The sequence below is a fragment of the Microbacterium sp. ARD31 genome, assembly GCF_031844425.1.
In genome coordinates this window covers 1-20,338 of sequence record NZ_JAUZVE010000027.1, presented here as the reverse complement: position 1 = coordinate 20,338, position 20,338 = coordinate 1, and the positions used below count along the sequence as shown (strand labels likewise).

32 protein-coding genes are annotated in these 20,338 nt (G+C 69.7%); 4 read left to right on the top strand and 28 right to left on the bottom strand.

What is annotated here, in order from left to right; all coding sequences use genetic code 11:
- Positions 1–31: 31 nt before the first annotated feature.
- Together Q9S36_RS35670 and Q9S36_RS35665 are read left to right on the top strand one after the other, a co-directional pair.
- Complete coding sequence (locus Q9S36_RS35670) at positions 32–1,201, top strand: FHA domain-containing protein (RefSeq protein ID WP_311289534.1); 1,170 nt, start codon at positions 32–34, stop codon at positions 1,199–1,201.
- A complete protein-coding gene (locus Q9S36_RS35665; RefSeq protein WP_311289533.1) occupies positions 1,198–2,604 on the top strand; it encodes a serine/threonine-protein kinase in 1,407 nt (468 codons plus the stop codon). The genes Q9S36_RS35670 and Q9S36_RS35665 overlap by 4 nt, the downstream gene beginning before the upstream one ends.
- A gap of 28 nt (positions 2,605–2,632) precedes the next feature.
- On the opposite strand, the gene Q9S36_RS35660 is transcribed toward Q9S36_RS35665, so the two are convergent.
- The 26 genes from Q9S36_RS35660 to Q9S36_RS35535 form a co-directional block, all read right to left on the bottom strand.
- On the bottom strand, positions 2,633–3,664 hold the full coding sequence (locus tag Q9S36_RS35660) for a TerC family protein (protein WP_311289532.1): 1,032 nt from the start codon (positions 3,662–3,664) through the stop codon (positions 2,633–2,635).
- Positions 3,665–3,870: 206 nt separating this feature from the next.
- Complete coding sequence (gene map / locus Q9S36_RS35655) at positions 3,871–4,695, bottom strand: type I methionyl aminopeptidase (protein WP_311289531.1); 825 nt, start codon at positions 4,693–4,695, stop codon at positions 3,871–3,873.
- Between the two features lie 20 nt (positions 4,696–4,715).
- Positions 4,716–5,291, bottom strand: a complete 576-nt coding sequence (locus Q9S36_RS35650; protein WP_311289530.1) for an adenylate kinase — start codon at positions 5,289–5,291, stop codon at positions 4,716–4,718.
- Positions 5,291–6,586, bottom strand: coding sequence for a preprotein translocase subunit SecY (gene secY, locus Q9S36_RS35645; RefSeq protein ID WP_311289529.1), 1,296 nt, complete (start codon positions 6,584–6,586; stop codon positions 5,291–5,293). Before secY ends, Q9S36_RS35650 begins: the two co-directional genes overlap by 1 nt.
- A 190-nt stretch (positions 6,587–6,776) precedes the next feature.
- On the bottom strand, positions 6,777–7,217 hold the full coding sequence (gene rplO, locus Q9S36_RS35640; protein ID WP_311289528.1) for a 50S ribosomal protein L15: 441 nt from the start codon (positions 7,215–7,217) through the stop codon (positions 6,777–6,779).
- Position 7,218: 1 nt separating this feature from the next.
- Complete coding sequence (gene rpmD / locus Q9S36_RS35635) at positions 7,219–7,401, bottom strand: 50S ribosomal protein L30 (RefSeq protein ID WP_056599717.1); 183 nt, start codon at positions 7,399–7,401, stop codon at positions 7,219–7,221.
- Entirely contained in the window at positions 7,401–8,015 is a 615-nt protein-coding gene (gene rpsE, locus Q9S36_RS35630; protein WP_311289527.1) for a 30S ribosomal protein S5, read from the bottom strand. Before rpsE ends, rpmD begins: the two co-directional genes overlap by 1 nt.
- A gap of 37 nt (positions 8,016–8,052) precedes the next feature.
- The gene (gene rplR / locus Q9S36_RS35625) at positions 8,053–8,436 is read right to left on the bottom strand and encodes a 50S ribosomal protein L18 (RefSeq protein ID WP_311289526.1); all 384 of its coding nucleotides are present in this window, start codon (positions 8,434–8,436) and stop codon (positions 8,053–8,055) included.
- Position 8,437: 1 nt separating this feature from the next.
- Positions 8,438–8,980, bottom strand: coding sequence for a 50S ribosomal protein L6 (rplF, locus tag Q9S36_RS35620; RefSeq protein ID WP_311289525.1), 543 nt, complete (start codon positions 8,978–8,980; stop codon positions 8,438–8,440).
- Positions 8,981–9,014: 34 nt separating this feature from the next.
- Positions 9,015–9,434 carry a 30S ribosomal protein S8 gene (gene rpsH / locus Q9S36_RS35615; RefSeq protein WP_191278206.1) on the bottom strand — a complete coding sequence of 140 codons (420 nt, stop codon included), beginning with the start codon at positions 9,432–9,434 and terminating at the stop codon, positions 9,015–9,017.
- 69 nt (positions 9,435–9,503) lie between these two features.
- Positions 9,504–9,689 carry a type Z 30S ribosomal protein S14 gene (locus Q9S36_RS35610; protein WP_011757321.1) on the bottom strand — a complete coding sequence of 62 codons (186 nt, stop codon included), beginning with the start codon at positions 9,687–9,689 and terminating at the stop codon, positions 9,504–9,506.
- 1 nt (position 9,690) lies between these two features.
- Complete coding sequence (gene rplE, locus Q9S36_RS35605) at positions 9,691–10,254, bottom strand: 50S ribosomal protein L5 (protein ID WP_311289524.1); 564 nt, start codon at positions 10,252–10,254, stop codon at positions 9,691–9,693.
- 1 nt (position 10,255) lies between these two features.
- Positions 10,256–10,597 carry a 50S ribosomal protein L24 gene (gene rplX, locus Q9S36_RS35600; protein WP_311289523.1) on the bottom strand — a complete coding sequence of 114 codons (342 nt, stop codon included), beginning with the start codon at positions 10,595–10,597 and terminating at the stop codon, positions 10,256–10,258.
- 15 nt (positions 10,598–10,612) lie between these two features.
- A complete protein-coding gene (gene rplN / locus Q9S36_RS35595) occupies positions 10,613–10,981 on the bottom strand; it encodes a 50S ribosomal protein L14 (RefSeq protein WP_056599693.1) in 369 nt (122 codons plus the stop codon).
- 100 nt (positions 10,982–11,081) lie between these two features.
- Positions 11,082–11,351 carry a 30S ribosomal protein S17 gene (gene rpsQ / locus Q9S36_RS35590; protein ID WP_268109905.1) on the bottom strand — a complete coding sequence of 90 codons (270 nt, stop codon included), beginning with the start codon at positions 11,349–11,351 and terminating at the stop codon, positions 11,082–11,084.
- Complete coding sequence (gene rpmC, locus Q9S36_RS35585; RefSeq protein ID WP_311289522.1) at positions 11,348–11,593, bottom strand: 50S ribosomal protein L29; 246 nt, start codon at positions 11,591–11,593, stop codon at positions 11,348–11,350. Before rpmC ends, rpsQ begins: the two co-directional genes overlap by 4 nt.
- Positions 11,593–12,012 carry a 50S ribosomal protein L16 gene (gene rplP / locus Q9S36_RS35580; protein ID WP_179619738.1) on the bottom strand — a complete coding sequence of 140 codons (420 nt, stop codon included), beginning with the start codon at positions 12,010–12,012 and terminating at the stop codon, positions 11,593–11,595. Before rplP ends, rpmC begins: the two co-directional genes overlap by 1 nt.
- A 4-nt stretch (positions 12,013–12,016) precedes the next feature.
- Entirely contained in the window at positions 12,017–12,835 is an 819-nt protein-coding gene (gene rpsC, locus Q9S36_RS35575) for a 30S ribosomal protein S3 (protein ID WP_311289521.1), read from the bottom strand.
- On the bottom strand, positions 12,835–13,266 hold the full coding sequence (gene rplV, locus Q9S36_RS35570) for a 50S ribosomal protein L22 (protein ID WP_311289520.1): 432 nt from the start codon (positions 13,264–13,266) through the stop codon (positions 12,835–12,837). Before rplV ends, rpsC begins: the two co-directional genes overlap by 1 nt.
- Positions 13,263–13,544, bottom strand: a complete 282-nt coding sequence (gene rpsS / locus Q9S36_RS35565; protein ID WP_090969263.1) for a 30S ribosomal protein S19 — start codon at positions 13,542–13,544, stop codon at positions 13,263–13,265. Before rpsS ends, rplV begins: the two co-directional genes overlap by 4 nt.
- A gap of 5 nt (positions 13,545–13,549) precedes the next feature.
- Positions 13,550–14,386 (bottom strand): 50S ribosomal protein L2, encoded by an 837-nt coding sequence (gene rplB / locus Q9S36_RS35560; protein WP_311289519.1) that lies wholly within the window; start codon positions 14,384–14,386, stop codon positions 13,550–13,552.
- A gap of 25 nt (positions 14,387–14,411) precedes the next feature.
- Positions 14,412–14,717: a 50S ribosomal protein L23 gene (gene rplW / locus Q9S36_RS35555; RefSeq protein WP_056906590.1), complete on the bottom strand. Its 306-nt coding sequence runs from the start codon at positions 14,715–14,717 to the stop codon at positions 14,412–14,414.
- The gene (gene rplD, locus Q9S36_RS35550; RefSeq protein ID WP_311289518.1) at positions 14,714–15,589 is read right to left on the bottom strand and encodes a 50S ribosomal protein L4; all 876 of its coding nucleotides are present in this window, start codon (positions 15,587–15,589) and stop codon (positions 14,714–14,716) included. Before rplD ends, rplW begins: the two co-directional genes overlap by 4 nt.
- A 2-nt stretch (positions 15,590–15,591) precedes the next feature.
- On the bottom strand, positions 15,592–16,257 hold the full coding sequence (rplC, locus tag Q9S36_RS35545; RefSeq protein WP_311289517.1) for a 50S ribosomal protein L3: 666 nt from the start codon (positions 16,255–16,257) through the stop codon (positions 15,592–15,594).
- Positions 16,258–16,265: 8 nt separating this feature from the next.
- Entirely contained in the window at positions 16,266–16,574 is a 309-nt protein-coding gene (gene rpsJ / locus Q9S36_RS35540) for a 30S ribosomal protein S10 (protein ID WP_008360994.1), read from the bottom strand.
- Positions 16,575–16,951: 377 nt separating this feature from the next.
- Positions 16,952–17,758: a hypothetical protein gene (locus tag Q9S36_RS35535; RefSeq protein WP_311289515.1), complete on the bottom strand. Its 807-nt coding sequence runs from the start codon at positions 17,756–17,758 to the stop codon at positions 16,952–16,954.
- A gap of 53 nt (positions 17,759–17,811) precedes the next feature.
- Here Q9S36_RS35535 and Q9S36_RS35530 point away from each other — a divergent pair, with 53 nt between their 5' ends.
- Together Q9S36_RS35530 and Q9S36_RS35525 are read left to right on the top strand one after the other, a co-directional pair.
- Positions 17,812–18,534 carry a tetratricopeptide repeat protein gene (locus tag Q9S36_RS35530; protein WP_311289514.1) on the top strand — a complete coding sequence of 241 codons (723 nt, stop codon included), beginning with the start codon at positions 17,812–17,814 and terminating at the stop codon, positions 18,532–18,534.
- Positions 18,535–18,573: 39 nt separating this feature from the next.
- The gene (locus tag Q9S36_RS35525; protein WP_311289513.1) at positions 18,574–18,960 is read left to right on the top strand and encodes a hypothetical protein; all 387 of its coding nucleotides are present in this window, start codon (positions 18,574–18,576) and stop codon (positions 18,958–18,960) included.
- Here Q9S36_RS35525 and Q9S36_RS35520 read toward each other — a convergent pair.
- Positions 18,946–19,677, bottom strand: a complete 732-nt coding sequence (locus Q9S36_RS35520; RefSeq protein WP_311289512.1) for a tRNA (guanine(46)-N(7))-methyltransferase TrmB — start codon at positions 19,675–19,677, stop codon at positions 18,946–18,948. The two genes, Q9S36_RS35525 and Q9S36_RS35520, sit on opposite strands and share 15 nt — an antisense overlap.
- A gap of 130 nt (positions 19,678–19,807) precedes the next feature.
- The coding region (locus Q9S36_RS35515; RefSeq protein WP_311289511.1) for an aminotransferase class III-fold pyridoxal phosphate-dependent enzyme at positions 19,808–20,338 on the bottom strand (531 nt) is incomplete at its 5' end.

Sequence of the window (20,338 nt, the reverse complement as noted above, 5' to 3'; positions counted from 1 at the left end):
CGTGGAGGCGAGGTACGCCGCAGGGGACGGGGTGCTTCTGGGCAGCGGCGCGCACTGGGTGCTGCTGACCGATCCCGGTGACGAGCACGTCGTCCAGGAGATCTGGGACGTGCTGGCCATGACCGCACCGTCCGGAGCCCCCGTCGTCGAGCGGGTGATGGCCGTCGTGGAGAAGCACTTCGACGGCGACCCGCCGGGGCTCGCGATCGTCGACTTCACCTCCGGGGCCTCCTCGACGCTGTCGCGCGGCACCGGCCACGTACGCCTCGCGGGACCCTCCCGGGTGCTCAGCCTCGACGGCGGCGACGACCCGGAGCACGTGCCGACGACGCGCCGGCTCGTCGGCGGCGTGGTGGGCGCCGACCGGGTCGAACTGAAGCCGCTGTCGGCCCGCACCGCGCCGGTGACCCGTGCGCAGGAGGCCGAGCCACCGCCCGCCCCGGCCGCGCTGATCGACGGGATCCCGGCCGACATCCTCGCCGCCAAGGGTCCCGATGGGCCGCCGCCCCGCACCCGCGTGCTGCGACCGGTGGAGGACACCGGCGCCCTGCCCGACACCTCCGAGCCGGACCCGCTGATGGTCGCGCGCATCGAGGAGGGCACCCACACGACCATCCGTGAGCCCTCCGAGCCGCACCGGTCCCCCGACCCGGGAGGCGACCTCGGCGGCGACCCCGCCGACGACCACGACGGCGCCACGACCCACCGCCCCGCCCACCTCGACCAGAGCAGCGTCCCGACGGTGCTGGCCGTCAGCTGCCCGCTCGGCCACCTCACTCCCCCGATCGCACCCCAGTGCCGGGTCTGCCACCAGCGGGTCGCCCCGCAGGAGCCGCGACGCGTCGAGCGTCCGCCGCTGGGCGGCCTGCGCCTGCCCACCGGGGAGGTCGTGCCGCTCGACCGCGGCGTGGTCCTCGGTCGCAAGCCGGCGCCCGCCGACGGCAGCACCGACTGGCCGCACCTCGTGCACCTCCCGAAGGACCACTCCTTCGTCTCCCGCCGGCACCTCCAGATCGAGCTCGACGGCTGGGACGTCGTGGCCCGCGACCTCGACAGTCGCGGCGGCACCACCATCGCCCTGCCCGGCCGCGAGCCGCAGCGGATGCGGCCCGGGGACGCCTACGTCCTCGAACCCGGTACCGTCCTGGACATGGCCCACGTCTATGCCGTCCGCTTCGAGACGGGGGCCGTGGGCCGGTGAGCGCCCCGGTCATCCCCGGGTTCGCGTTCGTCGAGCACCTGGGCAGCGGCGGTTTCGCCGACGTCTTCCTCTACGAGCAGCAGTGGCCGCGCCAGCGCGTCGCGGTGAAGGTCGTGCGCCCCGACGTGCCGCTCACCGACCGCGAGAAGTACCTGTTCACCGCCGAGGCCAACGCGATGGCCCGCCTCGCCGACCACCCCTACATCGTCTCGGTGATCACCGCGGGCGTGACCGCCGAGGGCGGGCGGCCGTTCCTCGTCATGCGCTACTGCCCGCCCCCCGACCTCGGGGTCCGGGTGCGCTCGAACCCGATGGCGCCGGTCGACGCGGTCTCCACGGGCATCAAGCTGGCCAGCGCGATCGAGACCGCCCACCGCTCGGGCATCCTGCACCGCGACATCAAGCCGAGCAACGTCCTCGTCACGACCTACCACGAGCCCGCCCTGACCGACTTCGGCATCGCCGGGCACATGGCCGACGTGGAGGGCGACAACGACGTCCGCATCTCCTACCCGTGGTCACCGCCCGAGCTGCTCGACGGCCGCTCCAACGGCTCCGTGGCCTCCGACGTCTACTCGCTCGGCGCCACCATCTGGCACCTCCTCGTCGGACGCTCGCCCTTCTCGATCCCCTCCGGCGACAACTCCACCCGCGCGCTGAGCGCCCGCATCCTGCACGCCGCACCGCCCGCCACCCAGCGGCCCGACGTCCCGCCGGCCCTCGACCGGCTGCTGCAGCAGTGCCTGGCCAAGAAGCCCGAGCACCGTCCGCAGAGCGCCCTCGAGCTCGCTCGGGCGCTGCAGCGCATCGAGTCGGCCGCCGGCTGGGCGCGCACGGCCGTCGCCGTCGAGGGCGACCGCCCCGACGCCTCGGTCGCCCCGCCGGAGGTCCCCGACGCCCCCGAGGACGCCACCGCGATGAAGCCGGTGACCGTGATCTCGGCCAGCGGCCCGCGTCGCATCGCCGCCCAGGACCCTGCCCCCGCGACACCCGACGGCGAGGACGAGCGCGGTGGCGTGTCCCGGCTGGTGTGGGCGGGCGTGGCAGCCGCCCTGCTGGCCGCCGTCCTCGGGTACGTCGTGCTCGGCGGCGGTCCCGACGAGGACCCGGGGGTCGTGGTGCCGAGCACGTCGGTGACGCCGTCCCCGCTGTCGCCCGACGTGCTCACCGAGGCACCGACCCTCACCGGTCGTCGTACGGCGCGCGGGGTGCTGTTCGAATGGAACCCGCCGGTCCGCGTGAGGGAGGGCGACGAGTTCAGCTACTACCGCGACGACATCGCCGAGTACGGCACCACCACCGAGAAGCAGCTGCTCGTGCGCACGACCGAGTCGGTGTGCCTCGACCTCCGGATGACGCGGGGGTCCGACAGCTCCCCCAGCGTCAGCCAGTGCGTGTCCTGAGGTCCGGTGCCGGTCACGGCACCAGCTCTCAGTCGTCCTCCCAGTCGCGGCGGGGCCCGGTGGCGGCGTCCTGCTGCTCCGGGGTCATCCGGCTCGACGCCCACAGCGACAGCACCGCGGTGACGGCCAGCGTGGCCACGATGACGACCAGCGAGAGCCAGATCGGGATCTCGAGCCAGGCGTAGTCGAGGTGCTCGCCGCCGTTGATGAAGGGCAGCTCGTTCTCGTGCAGCGCGTGGAAGAAGAGCTTCACGCCGATGAAGGCGAGCAGGAACGCGAGGCCGTAGGAGAGGTAGATCAGGCGCTGGAGCAGGCCACCGATGAGGAAGTAGAGCTGGCGCAGGCCCATCAGCGCGAAGATGTTGGCCGTGAGCACCAGGTAGGGCTCCTTGGTGATGCCGAAGATCGCCGGGATCGAGTCCAGGGCGAACAGCAGGTCCGTGGTGCCCAGGGTGAGGATCACGATGAACATCGGGGTGATCATCTTCCCCGCGGTCTCACCGCTCACGAGCAGCTTCTTGCCGTGCCACTCCGACGTGGCCGGGAAGCGCCTCTCGACGAAGGCGACCAGCTTGTTCTCCTCGAACTCGTCGTCCTCGTCCTCCCCGCCCTCCTTCGCGAGCTTGAACGCCGTGTAGACCAGGAACAGTCCGAACACGTAGAACACCCAGCTGAAGTTGCTGATCGCGGCCGCGCCGACGGCGATGAAGATCGCTCGCATGACCAGGGCCATGACGATGCCGATCATCAGGGCGTACTGCTGGAGCTCCTTGGGCACGGCGAACTTCGCCATGATGATGATGAAGATGAAGAGGTTGTCGATCGACAGGGAGTACTCCACGAGCCAGCCGGAGAAGAACTCCAGCCCGTGCTGGTGGTCCCAGGTCAACCACACGCCGATGCCGAAGACGATGGCCAGGCCGACGTAGATCGAGAGGTAGGTCGCGCACTCCTTCATGCTCGGCTCGTGCGGCCGGCGGCCGACGATGACGAGGTCGAAGGTGAAGATGACGATGGTCACCGCGAAGGTGGCGATCCAGACCCAGGTGGGGACGTCCACGCTGATGGCTCCTAGGGGATGAAGGTGGGTTTCGGCGTCCGCGCAGCGCGCGTCCACCGGAGGTCTCTTCCGCTCACCTAGATGGGCGAACCAGTGGCACCGGGAGCCGCTCGCGCGACGCCGTGATGACGGCACCACCGTCGGGGAATACTCCCCTCCAGCCGGGCCAGTCTGTCACGCCCCGAGGGAGGGGCGCGAAACGGGCCTCAGCGTCCGCCGAATGGGACGCCCAGCTCGGCGAGACTCGCCTTGCCGCCGTCGAGGGCGGTGAGCACCCAGGCACCTTGGGCGGTGACGGTGAAGGTGTGCTCGAAGTGCGCCGACAGGGAGCCGTCGACCGTGGCGACGGTCCACTCGTCCTCGAGCAGCTCGGTGTGCTTGCTGCCCAGTGTCACCATCGGCTCCACGGCCAGGGCCAGGCCCTCCACGATGGACGGTCCCCGCCCGCGGCGGCCGTAGTTGGGCACGTTGGGGGCCATGTGCATCTCGGTGCCGATGCCGTGCCCGGTGTAGTCCTCGAGGATGCCGTAGCGGCCCTGGGAGCGGACGTAGGTCTCGATCGCGTGGCTGATGTCGGTGACCCGGCCGCCGAGGCGCGCCGCGGCCATGCCGCGCCACAGGGACTCCTCGGTGACCCGCAGGAGCTCGCGCACGTCGTCGCCCACGTCGCCCACGGGCACCGTGATCGCGGCGTCGCCGTGCCAGCCCTCGACGATCGCGCCGCAGTCGATCGAGATCACGTCACCCTCGGCGAGCGTGCGGGGCCCCGGGATGCCGTGGACCACCTCGTCGTTGACCGAGGCGCAGATCGTCGCCGGGAACGGCGGGTGGCTGTAGCCCTTGAACGACGGGATGCCGCCGTGGTCGCGGATGTGGGTCTCCGCGAGCGTGTCGAGGTCGAGCGTGGTCACGCCCGGTCGGGTCGCCTCGCGGAGCAGCTCGAGGGTCTCCCCCACCAGCCGGCCCGCGACCCGCATCAGGTCGATCTGCTCGGGCGTCTTGATCTCGAGCCCGCGGTCGCGGAACGCCATGGCCTGTCCTCCGGCGCTGGTCAGCTCTGCGCGACGTCGTCGAGGGCGGCGAAGATCCGCTTGGTGACCTCGTCGACCTCGCCCATGCCGTCGACCTCGACGAGGATCCCGCGCGCGCGGTAGACGTCGATGAGCGGGGCGGTCTGCTCGGTGTAGACCTCCTGGCGGCGCCGGATGACATCTTCGGTGTCGTCGGCGCGACCGTCGGTCAGCGCGCGGTGGAGCAGCCGCTGCACGAGCTCCTCGGCGTCGACCGTGAGCACGACGACCGCGTCGAGGCGGTGCCCGGTGAACTCGATCATCCCGTCGAGCTCCTCGACCTGGGCGAGGGTCCGCGGGTAGCCGTCGAGCAGGAAGCCGGGGGCGGCGTCGGCCTCGTCGATGCGGTTGCGCACCATCCGGTTGGTGACCTCGTCGGGGACGTACTCGCCGGCGTCCATGTAGCGCTTGGCCTCGACCCCGAGCGGCGTGCCCTGGGAGACGTTGGCGCGGAAGATGTCACCGGTGGAGATCGCCGGGACCCCGAAGTGGTCGGCCACGTAGCGGGCCTGGGTGCCCTTGCCGGCACCCGGCGGGCCCATGAGGATGAGTCTCATTAACGGAGGAATCCTTCGTAGTTGCGCTGCTGGAGCTGGCTCTCGATCTGCTTCACCGTGTCGAGCGCGACGCCCACCATGATCAGGATGGACGTGCCGCCGAACGGGAAGTTCTGGTTGGCCTGGATCATCGCGAAGGCGACGAGCGGGACCAGCGAGATGAGGCCGAGGTAGAGCGCTCCAGGGAACGTGATGCGGGACAGGACGTAGGACAGGTAGTCCTCGGTCGGCTTGCCCGCCCGGATCCCGGGGATGAAGCCGCCGTACTTCTTCATGTTGTCCGCCACCTCGACGGGGTTGAAGGTGATCGAGACGTAGAAGTACGTGAAGAAGATGATGAGCAGGAAGTACGCCGCCATGTAGAGCGGGTGGTCGCCGCCGACGAGGTAGGTGCCGATGAAGTCCAGCACCGGGTTCTTGCTCTCCGGGTTGAACTGCACGGCCATCGCCGGGAGGTAGAGCAGCGACGAGGCGAAGATGACCGGGATGATGCCGGCCTGGTTGACCTTCAGCGGGATGTAGGTCGAGTTTCCGCCGAACATCTTGCGCCCGACCATCCGTCTGGCGTACTGCACCGGGATGCGGCGCTGGGCCTGCTCGATGAAGATGACGGCCGCGACCAGGATCAGGCCGATGACCATCACGATGCTGAAGACGACCCAGCCCTTGGAGGTCTGGACGCTCCACAGGGACGCCGGGAAGGTGGCGACCACCTGGGTGAAGATGAGGATCGACATGCCGTTGCCGATGCCGCGGTCGGTGATGAGCTCACCGAGCCACATGATGACCGCGGTGCCGGCCGTCATGGTCACGACCATGACGAGGAAGGTCGTGGTGCCGTCGTCGTGCAGCAGGTCGCGGTCGCAGCCCTGGAGCAGCGCCTTGTTGCGCGCGAGGGCCACGATGCCGGTGGCCTGCAGGACCGCGAGTCCGAGGGTGAGGTAGCGGGTGTACTGCGTGATCTTCGCCTGACCGGCCTGGCCCTCCTTCTTCAGCGCCTCGAGCCGTGGGATCACCACGACGAGCAGCTGGAGGATGATGGAGGCCGTGATGTACGGCATGATCCCGAGCGCGAAGATGGTGAGCTGGAGCAGCGCACCACCCGAGAAGAGGTTGATCAGGCTGTAGAGCCCGCCCTCCTCCAGGTCGCTGATGCAGGCCTGGACGTTGGCCACGTGGACACCCGGGGTGGGCACCTGGGAGCCGAGCCGGAAGATCGTGACGATCAGCAGGACGAACAGGAGCTTCTTCCGCAGGTCCGGGGTCCGGAAAGCGTTGGCGAACGCGCCTAGCACTGGTTCCTCTTTCGTATGGGTGCCCGGCCTGGTGGGGCGGGCGGACGAGAGACCCTCACCGTCGTACGGCGAAGGGCCCGGGGAAGCCTAACAAGTCGCAGGAGGGACCCGCTCCCCCGCTAACGACGAAGGCCCGGCCGACAGTTCCCACTGTGCGGCCGGGCCTTCACCGAATGTGCGAGGTGTGGCCTCAGGCCACGGTCGCGGTGCCGCCTGCGGCCTCGATCTTCTCCTTGGCGGAGGCCGAGAACGCGTCGGCGCTGACCTGGACGGCGACGGAGATGTCGCCCTGGCCCAGGACCTTGACGGGCTGGCCCTTGCGGACGGCGCCCTTGGCGACCAGGTCGGCCACCGTCACCGAACCACCGTCGGGGAACAGCTCGCCGAGGCGGTCGAGGTTGACGACCTGGAACTCCACGCGGAAGGGGTTCTTGAAGCCCTTCAGCTTGGGCAGGCGCATGTGGATCGGCATCTGGCCACCCTCGAAGGCGACCGGGACCTGGTAGCGCGCCTTGGTGCCCTTGGTACCGCGGCCGGCCGTCTTGCCCTTGGAGCCCTCACCGCGACCCACACGGGTCTTGGCGGTCTTGGCGCCCGGAGCGGGACGCAAGTGGTGCAGCTTGAGCGTCATGTCACTCCACCTCCTCGAACGTCACCAGGTGACGGACGGTGTTGATCATGCCCCGGATCTCCGGGCGGTCTTCCTTCACGACGACGTCGCCGATCCGCTTGAGACCGAGGGAACGAAGCGTCTCGCGCTGGTTGGCCTTGAGACCGACCAGGCCACGCTTCTGCTGGACCTTGAGCTGTGCCATCAGGCCGACACCTCCGCGGCAGCCTCGGCGCGCGCCTTGAGCAGCGCGGCCGGGGTGACGTCCTCGACCCGCATGCCACGGCGAGCAGCCACGGCCTCGGGCTCCTCGAGCATCCGCAGCGCCTCGACGGTCGCGTGGACGATGTTGATCTGGTTGGACGAGCCGAGCGACTTGCTCAGCACGTCGTGGATGCCGGCGCACTCGAGGACCGCACGCACCGGGCCACCGGCGATCACACCGGTACCGGGAGCGGCGGGACGCAGCAGGACGACGCCTGCGGCCTTCTCGCCCTGCACCGGGTGCGGGATGGTGCCCTGGATGCGCGGGACCTTGAAGAAGTGCTTCTTGGCCTCCTCGACACCCTTGGCGATCGCCGCGGGAACTTCCTTCGCCTTGCCGTAGCCGACGCCGACCAGACCTTCACCGTCGCCGACGATCACGAGGGCGGTGAAGCTGAAGCGACGACCACCCTTCACGACCTTGGCGACTCGGTTGATCGCCACGACGCGCTCGATGTAGGCGGTCTTGTCAGCCTGGTTGCGACCGTTGTCGCGTCCGCGACGGTCACCAGACTGGCGCTCGCCACCGCGCTGTCCGCGCTGGGCTCCGCTCATGAGACTTGCTCCTTAATCATTCTTGGGTGTCGTGCGATCAGAACTGGAGGCCGCCCTCACGGGCGGCGTCAGCCAGGGCCGCGATGCGACCGTGGTACTTGTTGCCGGCACGGTCGAAGACGACGTCCTCGATCCCCGCGGCCTTGGCACGCTCGGCGACGAGCTCGCCGACGCGCTTGGCCTTGGCGGTCTTGTCACCGTCGGTGCCACGGACGTCGGCCTCCATGGTGGAGGCGTAGGCCAGCGTGGCGCCCTGCAGGTCGTCGACGACCTGCACCGAGAGGTGCTTGGCCGACTTGGTGACCACCAGGCGCGGACGCTCGGCAGTGCCGTGGATCCGCTTGCGGCCCCGCGCCTGGCGGCGCAGGCGGGCACGGACGCGGTTCGCGGTGTGCTTGTTGTTGCTCAGCGAGATCGCCATGTCACTTACCGGCCTTTCCGACCTTGCGGCGGATGTGCTCGCCGGCGTAGCGCACGCCCTTGCCCTTGTACGGCTCGGGCTTGCGGAGCTTGCGGATGTTGGCCGCAACCTCGCCGACCAGCTGCTTGTCGATGCCGACGACACCGAGCTTGGTCGGGCCCTCGACGGTGAAGGTGATGCCCTCGGGGGCGTCGAAGATGATCGGGTGCGAGTAGCCGAGCTGGAACTCGAGCTGGGTCGGACCCTTGGGCAGGACGCGGTAGCCCACGCCCACGATCTCGAGCTTCTTCTCGTAGCCCTCGGTGACACCCACCACCATGTTGTTGATGAGGGTGCGGGTCAGCCCGTGCAGCGAGCGGCTCTCGCGCTCGTCGTCGGGGCGCTTGACCTCGAGGACGCCGTCCTCGCCCTTGGCGACCGTGATCGGCGCGGCGACGGTGTGCGACAGGGTGCCCTTGGGGCCCTTGACGGTCACCATCGACTCGTCGATCGCCACGTCGACACCGGACGGGACCGCGATGGGGAGCTTGCCAATGCGCGACATGCTTCTCTCTCTTCCTGGTCTCAGTAGGTCCGGGTCACCAGACGTAGGCGAGGACTTCGCCGCCCACGCCCTTCTGGTTGGCCTGGCGGTCGGTCAGCAGGCCCTGCGACGTCGAGATGATCGCGACGCCGAGGCCACCGAGGACCTTGGGCAGGTTGGTGTGCTTGGCGTAGACGCGCAGGCCGGGCTTGCTGATGCGGCGGACACCGGCGATCGAGCGCTCCCGGTTGCGGCCGTACTTCAGCGTCACGGTCAGCGTCTTGCCCACGGCGGGCTCGCCCTCGGCGGTCACGTTGTCGGCGACGTCGTAGGAGGTGATGTAGCCCTCCTGCTTGAGGATCTCCGCGAGGCCGGCCTTCATCTTGCTGTAAGGCATCGACACCACGTCGTGGTACGCCTGGTTGGCGTTGCGCAGACGCGTGAGCATGTCTGCGATCGGGTCAGTCATCGTCATGATGTGGTTCTTTCTCGTCGTGGTTTCCTCCGGCTCGCGGCCGGAGGACCTGCAACGTGTGTGAGGTGATTACCAGGAGGACTTGGTGACGCCGGGCAGCTCGCCGCGGTGGGCCATCTCCCGCAGGCAGATCCGGCACAGGCCGAACTTGCGGTAGACGGCCTTGGGGCGGCCGCAGCGCTGGCAGCGGGTGTAGCCGCGGACAGCGAACTTCGGCTTGCGAGCGGCCTTGACCTTCAGAGCAGTCTTCGCCATGTCAGTTCTCCTTGAACGGGAAGCCGAGCTGCTTGAGCAGCGCCCGACCCTCGTCGTCGTTGGTGGCCGTGGTCACGACGGTGATGTCCATGCCGCGCGACCGGTCGATCTTGTCCTGGTTGATCTCGTGGAACATGACCTGCTCGGTGAGACCGAACGTGTAGTTGCCGCGACCGTCGAACTGCTTGGGCGAGAGGCCGCGGAAGTCGCGGATGCGGGGCAGGGCCAGGGACAGCAGGCGGTCCAGGAACTCCCACATGCGGTCGCCGCGCAGCGTGACGTGCGCGCCGATCGGCATGCCCTCGCGGAGCTTGAACTGCGCGATGGACTTGCGGGCCTTGGTCACGGCCGGCTTCTGGCCGGTGATCGCGGTGAGGTCGCGGATCGCGCCCTCGATCAGCTTGGAGTCACGAGCCGCCTCGCCGACGCCCATGTTGACCACGATCTTGGTCAGGCCGGGCACCTGCATGATGTTGGCGATGTCGAACTCGGAGCGCAGCGCGGGGACGATCTCCTCGCGGTAGCGCGCCTTGAGACGCGGAATCTCGGTGGTGGTCTCGGCCATCTCAGATCTCCTTGCCGGTCTTGCGCGACACGCGGACCGAGCGGGTGGCGCTGTAGGTCGAGCCGTCGGGACGACGCTTGGTGACCTCGTCGCGGCGGAAGCCCACGCGGGTGACGCCGTCACCCTCGACCAGCATCACGTTGGAGACGTGGATGGGCGCCTCGCGGGTGATGATGCCGCCGGTGGTGTTGGTCTGCTGGACGGACTTGGTGTGGCGCTTGACGAGGTTGACACCCTCGACGATCACGCGCTCCTCCTCGCGGAGGACCGAGATGACCTTGCCCTGGGCACCCTTGTCCTTGCCGGCGATCACCTTGACGGTGTCGCCCTTCTTGATGTTCATGTTCTTACCCATGTCTCAGAGCACCTCCGGAGCGAGCGAGATGATCTTCATGAAGCGCTTCTCGCGCAGCTCGCGGCCCACGGGGCCGAAGATGCGGGTGCCACGGGGCTCACCGTCGTTCTTGAGGATGACGGCAGCGTTCTCGTCGAAGCGGATGTAGGAACCGTCGGCGCGGCGACGCTCCTTGACGGTGCGCACGACCACGGCCTTGACGACGTCGCCCTTCTTGACGTTGCCACCGGGGATCGCGTCCTTGACGGTGGCGACGATGACGTCACCGATGCCGGCGTAGCGACGGCCAGAGCCACCGAGAACACGGATGCAGAGGATCTCCTTCGCACCGGTGTTGTCGGCGACCTTGAGTCGCGACTCCTGCTGGATCATTGGTTTCTCCTGGTTGTCGAGCTGGTTCTCGCCCTCTCAGCGGAGAGCGAGCCTGGCCGAACTGATGTGTGGATAGAGCTCGAGGCCGGTGGGCCTCAGGTCACTTGGCCTTCTCGAGGACCTCGACGAGCCGCCAGCGCTTGGTGGCGGACAGCGGGCGGGTCTCCATGATCAGGACCCGGTCGCCGATGCCGCACTGGTTGGTCTCGTCGTGCGCCTTGAGGCGCGAGGTCTTGCGCATGACCTTGCCGTAGAGGGCGTGCTTCACGCGGTCCTCGACAGCGACGACGATGGTCTTGTCCATCTTGTCGCTCACGACCAGGCCCTCACGGACCTTGCGCTGGTTGCGCTCGACTGCGTTCTCGCTCATGCCTTCGCCTCTTCGTTGTTCGCGCCCGGGGTGGTGCGGATGCCGAGCTCGCGCTCGCGGACCACCGTGTAGATACGGGCGATGTCCTTCTTGACCATGCGGAGCCGGCCGTGGCTCTCCAGCTGGCCGGTGGCCGCCTGGAAACGGAGGTTGAACAGCTCCTCCTTGGCCTCGCGCAGCTTCGCCTCCAGGTCGGTGGCGTTGAGCTCGTCGAGCTCGTGGGCGTTCAGCTTGGTAGCCATCAGAATTCACCGGCCTCACGGGAGATGAACCGGCACTTCATCGGGAGCTTGTGCATCGCGCGGCGCATGGCCTCGCGAGCGACGGTCTCGTCGACGCCGGAGAGTTCGAACATGACGCGGCCGGGCTTGACGTTGGCGACCCACCACTCGGGCGAGCCCTTACCGGAACCCATGCGGGTCTCGGCCGGCTTCTTGGTCAGCGGGCGGTCCGGGTAGATGTTGATCCAGACCTTGCCGCCACGCTTGATGTGACGGGTCATGGCGATACGGGCCGACTCGATCTGTCGGTTGGTCACGTAGTGACCCTCGACCGCCTGGATGCCGAAGTCACCGAAGGCCAGCGAGGTGCCGCCCTTGGCAACGCCACGGCGCTTGGGGTGGTGCTGCTTGCGGTGCTTGACGCGACGGGGCATCAACATGAGGTCAGGCCTCCTGTCCGGTGCTCGGAGCAGCCTCGGCAGCCGGGGCGGCCGACGTCTCGGCGGCGGCCTCGGTGCGAGGAGCGCGGTCGCCGCGCGAGCCACGGCTCGGACGGTCACCGCCACGGGTGTTGGGACGACCACCGCGGCCGGGGGCACCGGCGCGGGCGGCCTGCTGAGCCTGGCGCTCGGCACGGGTGCCGGCGACCTCGCCCTTGTAGATCCAGACCTTCACGCCGATGCGGCCGAAGGTGGTGCGGGCCTCGTAGAAGCCGTAGTCGATGTCGGCGCGGAGGGTGTGCAGGGGCACGCGGCCCTCGCGGTAGAACTCCGTGCGGGACATCTCGGCGCCGTTGAGGCGACCCGAGCACTGGATCCGGATGCCCTTGGCACCCGAGCGCATCGAGGTCTGCATCGCCTTGCGCATCGCGCGGCGGAACTGCACGCGGCCCGAGAGCTGCTCAGCGACACCCTGGGCGACCAGCTGAGCGTCGATCTCAGGGTTCTTGACCTCGAGGATGTTCAGCTGGACCTGCTTGCCGGTGAGCTTCTCGAGCTCACCGCGGATGCGGTCGGCCTCGGCGCCGCGGCGACCGATGACGATGCCGGGACGCGCGGTGTGGATGTCCACCCGGACGCGGTCACGGGTGCGCTCGATCTCGACCTTGGCGATGCCGGCCCGCTCCATGCCCTTGGCGAGCAGCTTGCGGATCGCGACGTCCTCACCGACGTAGCTCTTGTAGAGCTTGTCGGCGTACCAACGGCTCTTGTGGTCGGTGGAGATGCCCAGGCGGAAGCCGTTCGGGTTGATCTTCTGGCCCATCAGGCACCCTTTCCGTTCTTGGCCTTCGTGGTCAGCGCGTCGGCCGGCTGCACCGCGAGGGTGATGTGGCTGGTGCGCTTGTTGATGCGGGTCGCACGACCCTGGGCACGCGGACGCCAACGCTTCATCGTCGGGCCCTCGTCGACCATGGCGACGGAGAGCACGAGGTCGGCCCGGTTGAGGCCCTCGGTGGTCTCCGCGTTGGCGACGGCGCTCTCCAGCACCTTGTAGACGGTCTCGGAGGCGGCCTGCGGCGCGAACTGCAGCAGGGTCAGGGCCTCGTCGACCGGGAGGCCGCGGACCATGTCGACGACACGGCGGGCCTTCATCGGGGTGATCCGCACGTAGCGTGCGCTGGCGAACGCGCCCGGCTGGTCGCCGAGCAGCGACTCGCGGCGCGCACTGGTGCGGCTGCGCTCGGTGGTGCTCATCGACGGCGTCCCTTCCGGTCTTCCTTCACGTGCCCGCGGTAGGTGCGGGTCGGGGCGAACTCCCCGAGCTTGTGGCCGACCATGGAGTCGGTCACGAAGACGGGGACGTGCTTGCGACCGTCGTGCACGGCGATGGTGTGACCGATCATGTCGGGCACGATCATCGACCGGCGCGACCAGGTCTTGATGACGTTGTGCGAGCCCTTCTCGTTCTCGGCGTCCACCTTCTTCTGGAGGTGGTCGTCCACGAAGGGACCCTTCTTGAGGCTACGAGGCATGTCGGTTACTTCCTACCCTTGCCGGACTTGCGACGACGGATGATCTGGGAGTCGCTGGCCTTGCGCTTGCGCGTACGGCCCTCGGGCTTGCCCCAGGGGGAGACCGGGTGGCGACCACCGGAGGTCTTGCCCTCACCACCACCGTGCGGGTGGTCCACCGGGTTCATGACGACACCGCGGACCGTCGGGCGCACGCCCTTCCAGCGCATGCGGCCGGCCTTGCCCCAGTTGATGTTCGACTGCTCGGCGTTGCCGACCTCGCCGATCGTGGCGCGGCAACGCACGTCGACGAAGCGCATCTCGCCCGACGGCATGCGCAGCGTGGCGCGGCTGCCCTCACGGGCGACCAGCTGGGCCGAGTTGCCGGCGGAGCGGGCGATCTTCGCGCCGCCGCCGGGACGCAGCTCCACGCAGTGGATGGTCGAGCCGACCGGGATGTTGCGCAGCGGCAGGTTGTTGCCGGGCTTGATGTCGGCGTTGGGGCCGGACTCCACGGCGGTGCCCTGCGTCAGGCCCTTGGGCGCGATGATGTAGCGCTTCTCGCCGTCGGCGTAGTGGAGCAGCGCGATGCGAGCGGTGCGGTTGGGGTCGTACTCGATGTGAGCGACCTTGGCCGGGACGCCGTCCTTGTCGTAGCGACGGAAGTCGATGATGCGGTAGGCGCGCTTGTGGCCGCCACCCTTGTGCCGGGTGGTGATGCGGCCCTGGTTGTTGCGGCCACCGTTCTTCGGCAGCGGGCGCGTCAGCGACTTCTCGGGCGTGGACCGGGTGATCTCGACGAAGTCGGCCACGGACGAGCCGCGACGGCCCGGCGTGGTCGGCTTGTACTTGCGGATAGCCATATCAGTTCCTATTCAGCGAGCCCGGTCAGGAGACCGGACCTCCGAAGATGTCGATGCGGTGACCCTCGGCGAGGCTGACGATCGCGCGCTTGGTGTTGGGACGCTTGCCCATGCCGTAGCGGGTGCGACGCGTCTTGCCCTGGCGGTTGATCGTGTTCACCGAGGTGACCTTGACGTCGAAGACCTTCTCGACCGCGATCTTGATCTCGGTCTTGTTCGCGTCCGGGTGGACGATGAAGGTGTACTTGTTGGCGTCGAGCAGGCCGTAGCTCTTCTCCGACACGACCGGGGCGATCAGGATGTCGCGGTGGTCCTTGTGCAGGGTGCTCACTTGTCGTCCTCCTTGGCACGGGTGAGACCGGCGGCCTCGGCGTCCTCGACCGACTTGAACCAGAAGTCACCGGCGGTGACGTCGTAGCCGGCGTCGCCCTCGACGAGGTAGGTGCCGGACTCCTGGCCGAGGACCTCGTAGCCCTTGGGGTTCTTGCCGCTCTTCAGCGGCGCCTTGGCACCGGCCGGCAGGACCGGCTCGTCGGCGGAGTCGTCCACCGTCGCGGCGGTCTCCTCAGCCTGCGCGGGCTTCTCGGCCTTGGCGGCCGGGGCGGCGGAGGCGCCACCGACGAAGACGTCGTAGGCACCCTTGGTGAAGACCACGTCGTCAGCGGCGAGCACGTCGTAGGTGTTGAGCTGGTCGACGGCGACGATGTGGACCTCGGGCGCGTTGCGCAGCGAGAGCCAGGTGATCGCGTCGGAACGCTCGAGCACCACGAGGTAGCCCACGCGGTCGGTGAGCGAGGTCAGCGCGGCCAGCGCGGCCTTGGTGGAGGGCTTGTCGCCCGACACCAGGGAGTCGACCACGTGGACGCGGTCGTTGCGGGCCCGGTCGGAGAGGGCACCGCGCAGGGCGGCGGCCTTCATCTTCTTGGGGGTGCGCTGGTCGTAGCTGCGCGGCTGCGGGCCGTGGACGGTGCCACCGCCGGCGAACTGCGGGGCGCGGGTCGAGCCCTGGCGGGCGCGGCCGGTGCCCTTCTGCTTGTAGGGCTTCCTGCCACCGCCGCGGACCTCGCCGCGGGTCTTGGTGGCGTGGGTGCCCTGGCGCGCGGCGGCCTGCTGGGCCACGACGACCTGGTGGATCAGGGGGATGTTGACCTCGACGTCGAAGATCTCGGCGGGGAGGTCGACCTTGACGGTCTTGACAGCCATGCTCAGGCCTCCTGCGTCTTCTTGGCGGCCGAGCGCAGGACCACGAGCCCGTTCTTGGGGCCGGGGACGGCACCCTTGACGAGGATCAGGCCCTTGTCGGCGTCGACGGCGTGCACCGTCAGGTTCTGGGTGGTGACCGTGTCGTTGCCCATGCGGCCCGACATGCGGGTGCCCTTGAACACGCGACCCGGGGTGGCGCAGGCGCCGATGGAGCCGGGCTTGCGGTGGTTGCGGTGGGCACCGTGCGAGGCGGAGACACCGGCGAAGCCGTGACGCTTCATCGTGCCGGCGAAGCCCTTGCCCTTGCTGGTGCCGGTCACGTCGACCTCGTCGCCGGCGGCGAAGGTCTCGACGGTCAGCTCCTGGCCCACGGTGTAGGACGCGGCGTCGGCCGTGCGGATCTCCGCGAGGTGGCGACGCGGCGTGACACCGGCCTTGGCGAAGTGACCCGCCTCGGGCGAGTTGACCTTGCGGGCCTCGATCTCGCCGAAGCCGACCTGGATGGCGTTGTAGCCGTCCACCTCGGGCTGGCGGACCTGGGTCACCACGTTGGTGGCCGCAGCGATCACGGTGACGGGGACGACCTTGTTGTTCTCGTCCCAGAGCTGGGTCATGCCGAGCTTGGTGCCCAGCAGGCCCTTCACATTGCGTTCGAAAGTGTTGGACATGTCGCGCCTCAGAGCTTGATCTCGATGTCGACACCGGCAGGCAGGTCGAGACGCATCAGCGAGTCGACGGTCTTCGGCGTCGGGTCGATGATGTCGATCAGACGCTTGTGCGTGCGCATCTCGAAGTGCTCGCGGGAGTCCTTGTACTTGTGGGGCGAGCGGATGACGCAGTACACGTTCTTCTCGGTCGGCAGCGGCACAGGGCCGGCGACCTTCGCACCCGTACGGGTGACGGTGTCCACGATCTTCCGCGCCGAGGTGTCGATCACCTCGTGGTCATAGGCCTTGAGCCTGATGCGGATCTTCTGTCCCGCCATAGGTCCCTGTCCTCTTCGATCTCGTACGCCTGGTCTGGTTTCGGCGCTCAGCCCCTGGTGGGCGAGTGCCGCCTGTCTCTCCTCCACCCTCCGACCCCCGCGGTCGGGCGTGTCGCGGTGATTACTCGTGACACGACCCCGAGGGGAAGCGGTGATGCTCTGGGTGGCACCCGACGGTTGTCGGATCTGGTCGGGTCTCCGATCAAGGTGTCTCGATCCGGCGCGGCGCACACGGACGACTGTTTCGATCAAGGAGACGCGATTCAGAAGTCAAGGTGTGCCGCGCCCCGGCGACCCGCCGGAGCAACCGGAACATCTTGACAGACCGGACGCGCCCACGCCAAATCGGAATGGCGGCCCGGCCGGTGTCGGACCGGTCACGCCCCGGGGCGGCCCTCGGCGAGGCCCACCAGACGTCGCCCGAGGCGGGTCACGGACCCGCTGACGGGGTCCACGAGCAGCTCCCAGCCGTGTCCCGAGCGGCCCGGGAGGAAGGGTACGCGCGCGGCGCGGGCGAGCGCACGTGCGTCGGCGAACGCCGCCCTGCCGTCGCTGGGCGCCATCACCACCAGCCCGTCCGGGGTCAGCTCGTTGGCCAGGGTCGCCAGCCGCACGCCGTCCCACGACGAGGGTCCGCTGACGTCCGCCCACGCGTCGACGTCGGCCCCGGCCGCGACGGCGATGACCGTCAGCGACCCGCCCATCGACGTACCGAGCAGGACCACGCGGTCGGCGCCGAGGTCCTCGCGGGCCAGGCGGGTGGCCGCCGCGACCTCGTTCAGGGGGTCGGCGTCCTCCTCCGCGGTGCACACCGACTCGCCGTACCCGCAGGGATTGACCAGCAGCGAGGTGATCCCGGCGACCTTTGCCGCGGCGGTAGCCCAGCGCCCCCATCCGCACAGCCCGCTGATCTGGGGCAGGAGGACCGCGACCGTCGTGCTCTCCCCGGGTCCGATGCGCGCCGCCTCGAGGTCGCCGCCCGTGTCTCCACGCAGCGTGACGGCCTCGAGGTCCGCGTCGTCCGGGATGGCCGAGAGGCAGCGCTCGCGCAGCGCGGACGTCGCGTCGGGTGCGCTCGCGCCCGGCGACGGGTCCTCCGCCCCCTCCCCGGAGGAGGAGCATCCGGTGAGCAGGAGGACCAGGGCGGCCGACCACGCTCCCCCGCGTCCCCCGGTCATCTGCACGGCACGAGGATAGGAAGCGCGCCTGCGACGGTCGAGGACCTACGCTCCCGCGCATGGCAACCGCGCTGCGCGACCTGTGGGACTTCGACGACCCGGCCGGGAGCGAGCACCGCTTCCGCACGCTGGCCGACGAGGTCGACGAGGCCGACGAGCCGATGGCGAGCCGTGCCCGGACGCAGGTGGCGCGCGCCCTCGGCCTGCAGGGGAGGTACGACGAGGGGCACGCGGTGCTCGACGCCCTCTCCCCCGGCGATCCGGAGGTCCGGGTGCGGGTCGCCCTCGAGCGCGGGCGCCTGCTGCGCTCCTCCGGCGACGACAGCGGCGCCCGCCCGTGCTTCGACGAGGCCGCGGCGGCCGCCCGGGACGCCGGGCTCGAGGAGCTCGAGGTCGACGCACTGCACATGCTCGCCCTCGTCGCCGCTCCGGAGGAGCGGCTCGACGCCCACCACACCGCACTGGCCCGCGCGCGGGCTGCCGCGGACCCGGCGGCGCGGGACTGGGACGCCTCCCTCCTCAACAACATCGGCATGGCGCACGCCGACGCCGGCGACCACGTCGCGGCGCTGGCGGCCTTCGAGGACGCCCTCGAGGCCCGCCGGCGCATCGGCGACGAGCGACGCACCCGCGTGGCGCGGTGGATGGTGGCGTGGTCGTTGCGCCACCTGGGCCAGGTCGAGGAGGCCCGGGCGATGCAGCTCGCGCTGCGCGCCGAGCTGCAGGCGGCGGGCGAGCACGACCCCTACGTCGACGAGGAGCTCGAGCTGCTGGGGTGGTGAGCCCTTGCCACCCCACCCCGGCCGACCTACCGTCGGAGGATGGCCGGCGTGGTCGCTGTCGTCCTCTGCACGCTGATGCTCGGCACAGCGCTCGGCCTGTTCCTGTGCCAGGACGAGCTCGGTCGTGCGTGGCGCTGGGCCCGCCGGCGCGTGGCGCCCCCGCCGGAGCCGCCGAGCGGGCCGGCGATCGAGGACGTCGCGCGCTCGCTGCGCCGGCTGCGGGCGCAGGTGCGCTCACCCGCGCCCGGCACGACGATGGCGCGCCGCCGCGGCACCACGATGGCGTACGACGACCTGCTCGGCACCGCCGCGCGGGCGCTGGGAGTCCCGGACGCGCTGACCGGGATGCCCGAGGGCACCGAGCGCGACGCGGAGCGGCTGCGCCTCGAGCACCTCCTGCGCGAGGCCGGCCTAGCCCTCGACTGAGCGGCGGTAGAGGAAGTCGGTGATGTCGCGGCCGACGTCACGGCCCTTGCGCTCGAAACGGGTGACGGGGCGCTCCTCCCAGCGCTCGACCTCACCGCCCTCCAGCGTCGGCTCGGCGTCGAGCACCTGGCGCATCTGGTCGGCGTAGTCGGCCCAGTCGGTGGCGAGCCGCCAGGCCCCGCCCGGCACCAGGCGCGAGGAGGCGAGGGCGGCGTTGGCCGGGTTCACCAGGCGCCGCTTGTGGTGCTTGGTCTTGCGCCACGGGTCGGGGAAGAACGTCCAGATCTCCGCCAGGCTGCCCGGCGCAATGAGGTTCTCCAGGGTCCAGACCGCGTCGACCGAGCAGAAGCGCACGTTGTCGGCGCCCGCCTCGGCAACCCGCCACAGCGAGTCGGCGACGCCGGGGCGCCAGACCTCGAGCGCGAGCACGTCGTGGTCGGGCCGGGCCGCGGCGAGCACCGCCGTGGCCTCGCCGATGCCCGGTCCGATCTCCACGATCAGCGGCGCCTCGCGGCCGAACCAGTCGGCGAGCGCGAAGTCGGGCCGGTCGACGGCCTCGTCCGGGATGACCCAGTCGGCCTGGTGCGCGGCCCACGCCTCGGCCTGCCGCGGGGTGAACCTGCTCCCCCGCCGCGAGTACGTCAGCACCTCGCGCATGCGGCGCCCGTCCTCGGTCAGCTTGAGGTGCGGGCGAGCGGGGCGTACGGGGTTGTCCACGGGTCCATGATCCCCGCCGCCCGGGCCTCGACGCACATCGTCGTGGTTTCGAGGCTCGCTGCGCTCGCACCTCAACCACCGGGAACGGGTGCCCAGCTGCCTCAACCGACGCGAGCGGAGCGAGCGCCGATCAGAGGTGCTCGAGTGCTCCTGTCAGCACGGAGCGGAGGCGCTGCTCGATGTCGTCGAACTCCGGCTGGCCGATGATGAGCGGCGGCGCGAGCTGGATGACCGGGTCGCCGCGGTCGTCGGCGCGGCAGTAGAGGCCGGCCTCCCAGAGGGCACCGGAGAGGTAGCCGCGCAGGAGGCGCTCGGACTCGGCGTCGTCGAAGGTCTCCTTGGTCTCGCGGTCCTTGACCAGCTCGATGCCGTAGAAGTAGCCGTGGCCGCGCACGTCGCCGACGATCGGGATGTCGAGCAGCTTCTCCAGGGTCGCGCGGAAGGCGGGCGCGTTCTGCTGGACGTGGTCGACGAGGCCCTCGCGCTCGAAGATGTCGAGGTTGGCCATCGCGACCGCCGAGGAGACGGGGTGGCCACCGAACGTGTAGCCGTGGGCGTACGCCGTCGTGCCGCTCTTGAAGGGCTCGAAGAGGCGGTCGCTGGCGATCATCGCGCCGATCGGGGAGTAGCCGGAGGTCATGCCCTTGGCGCAGGTGATGAT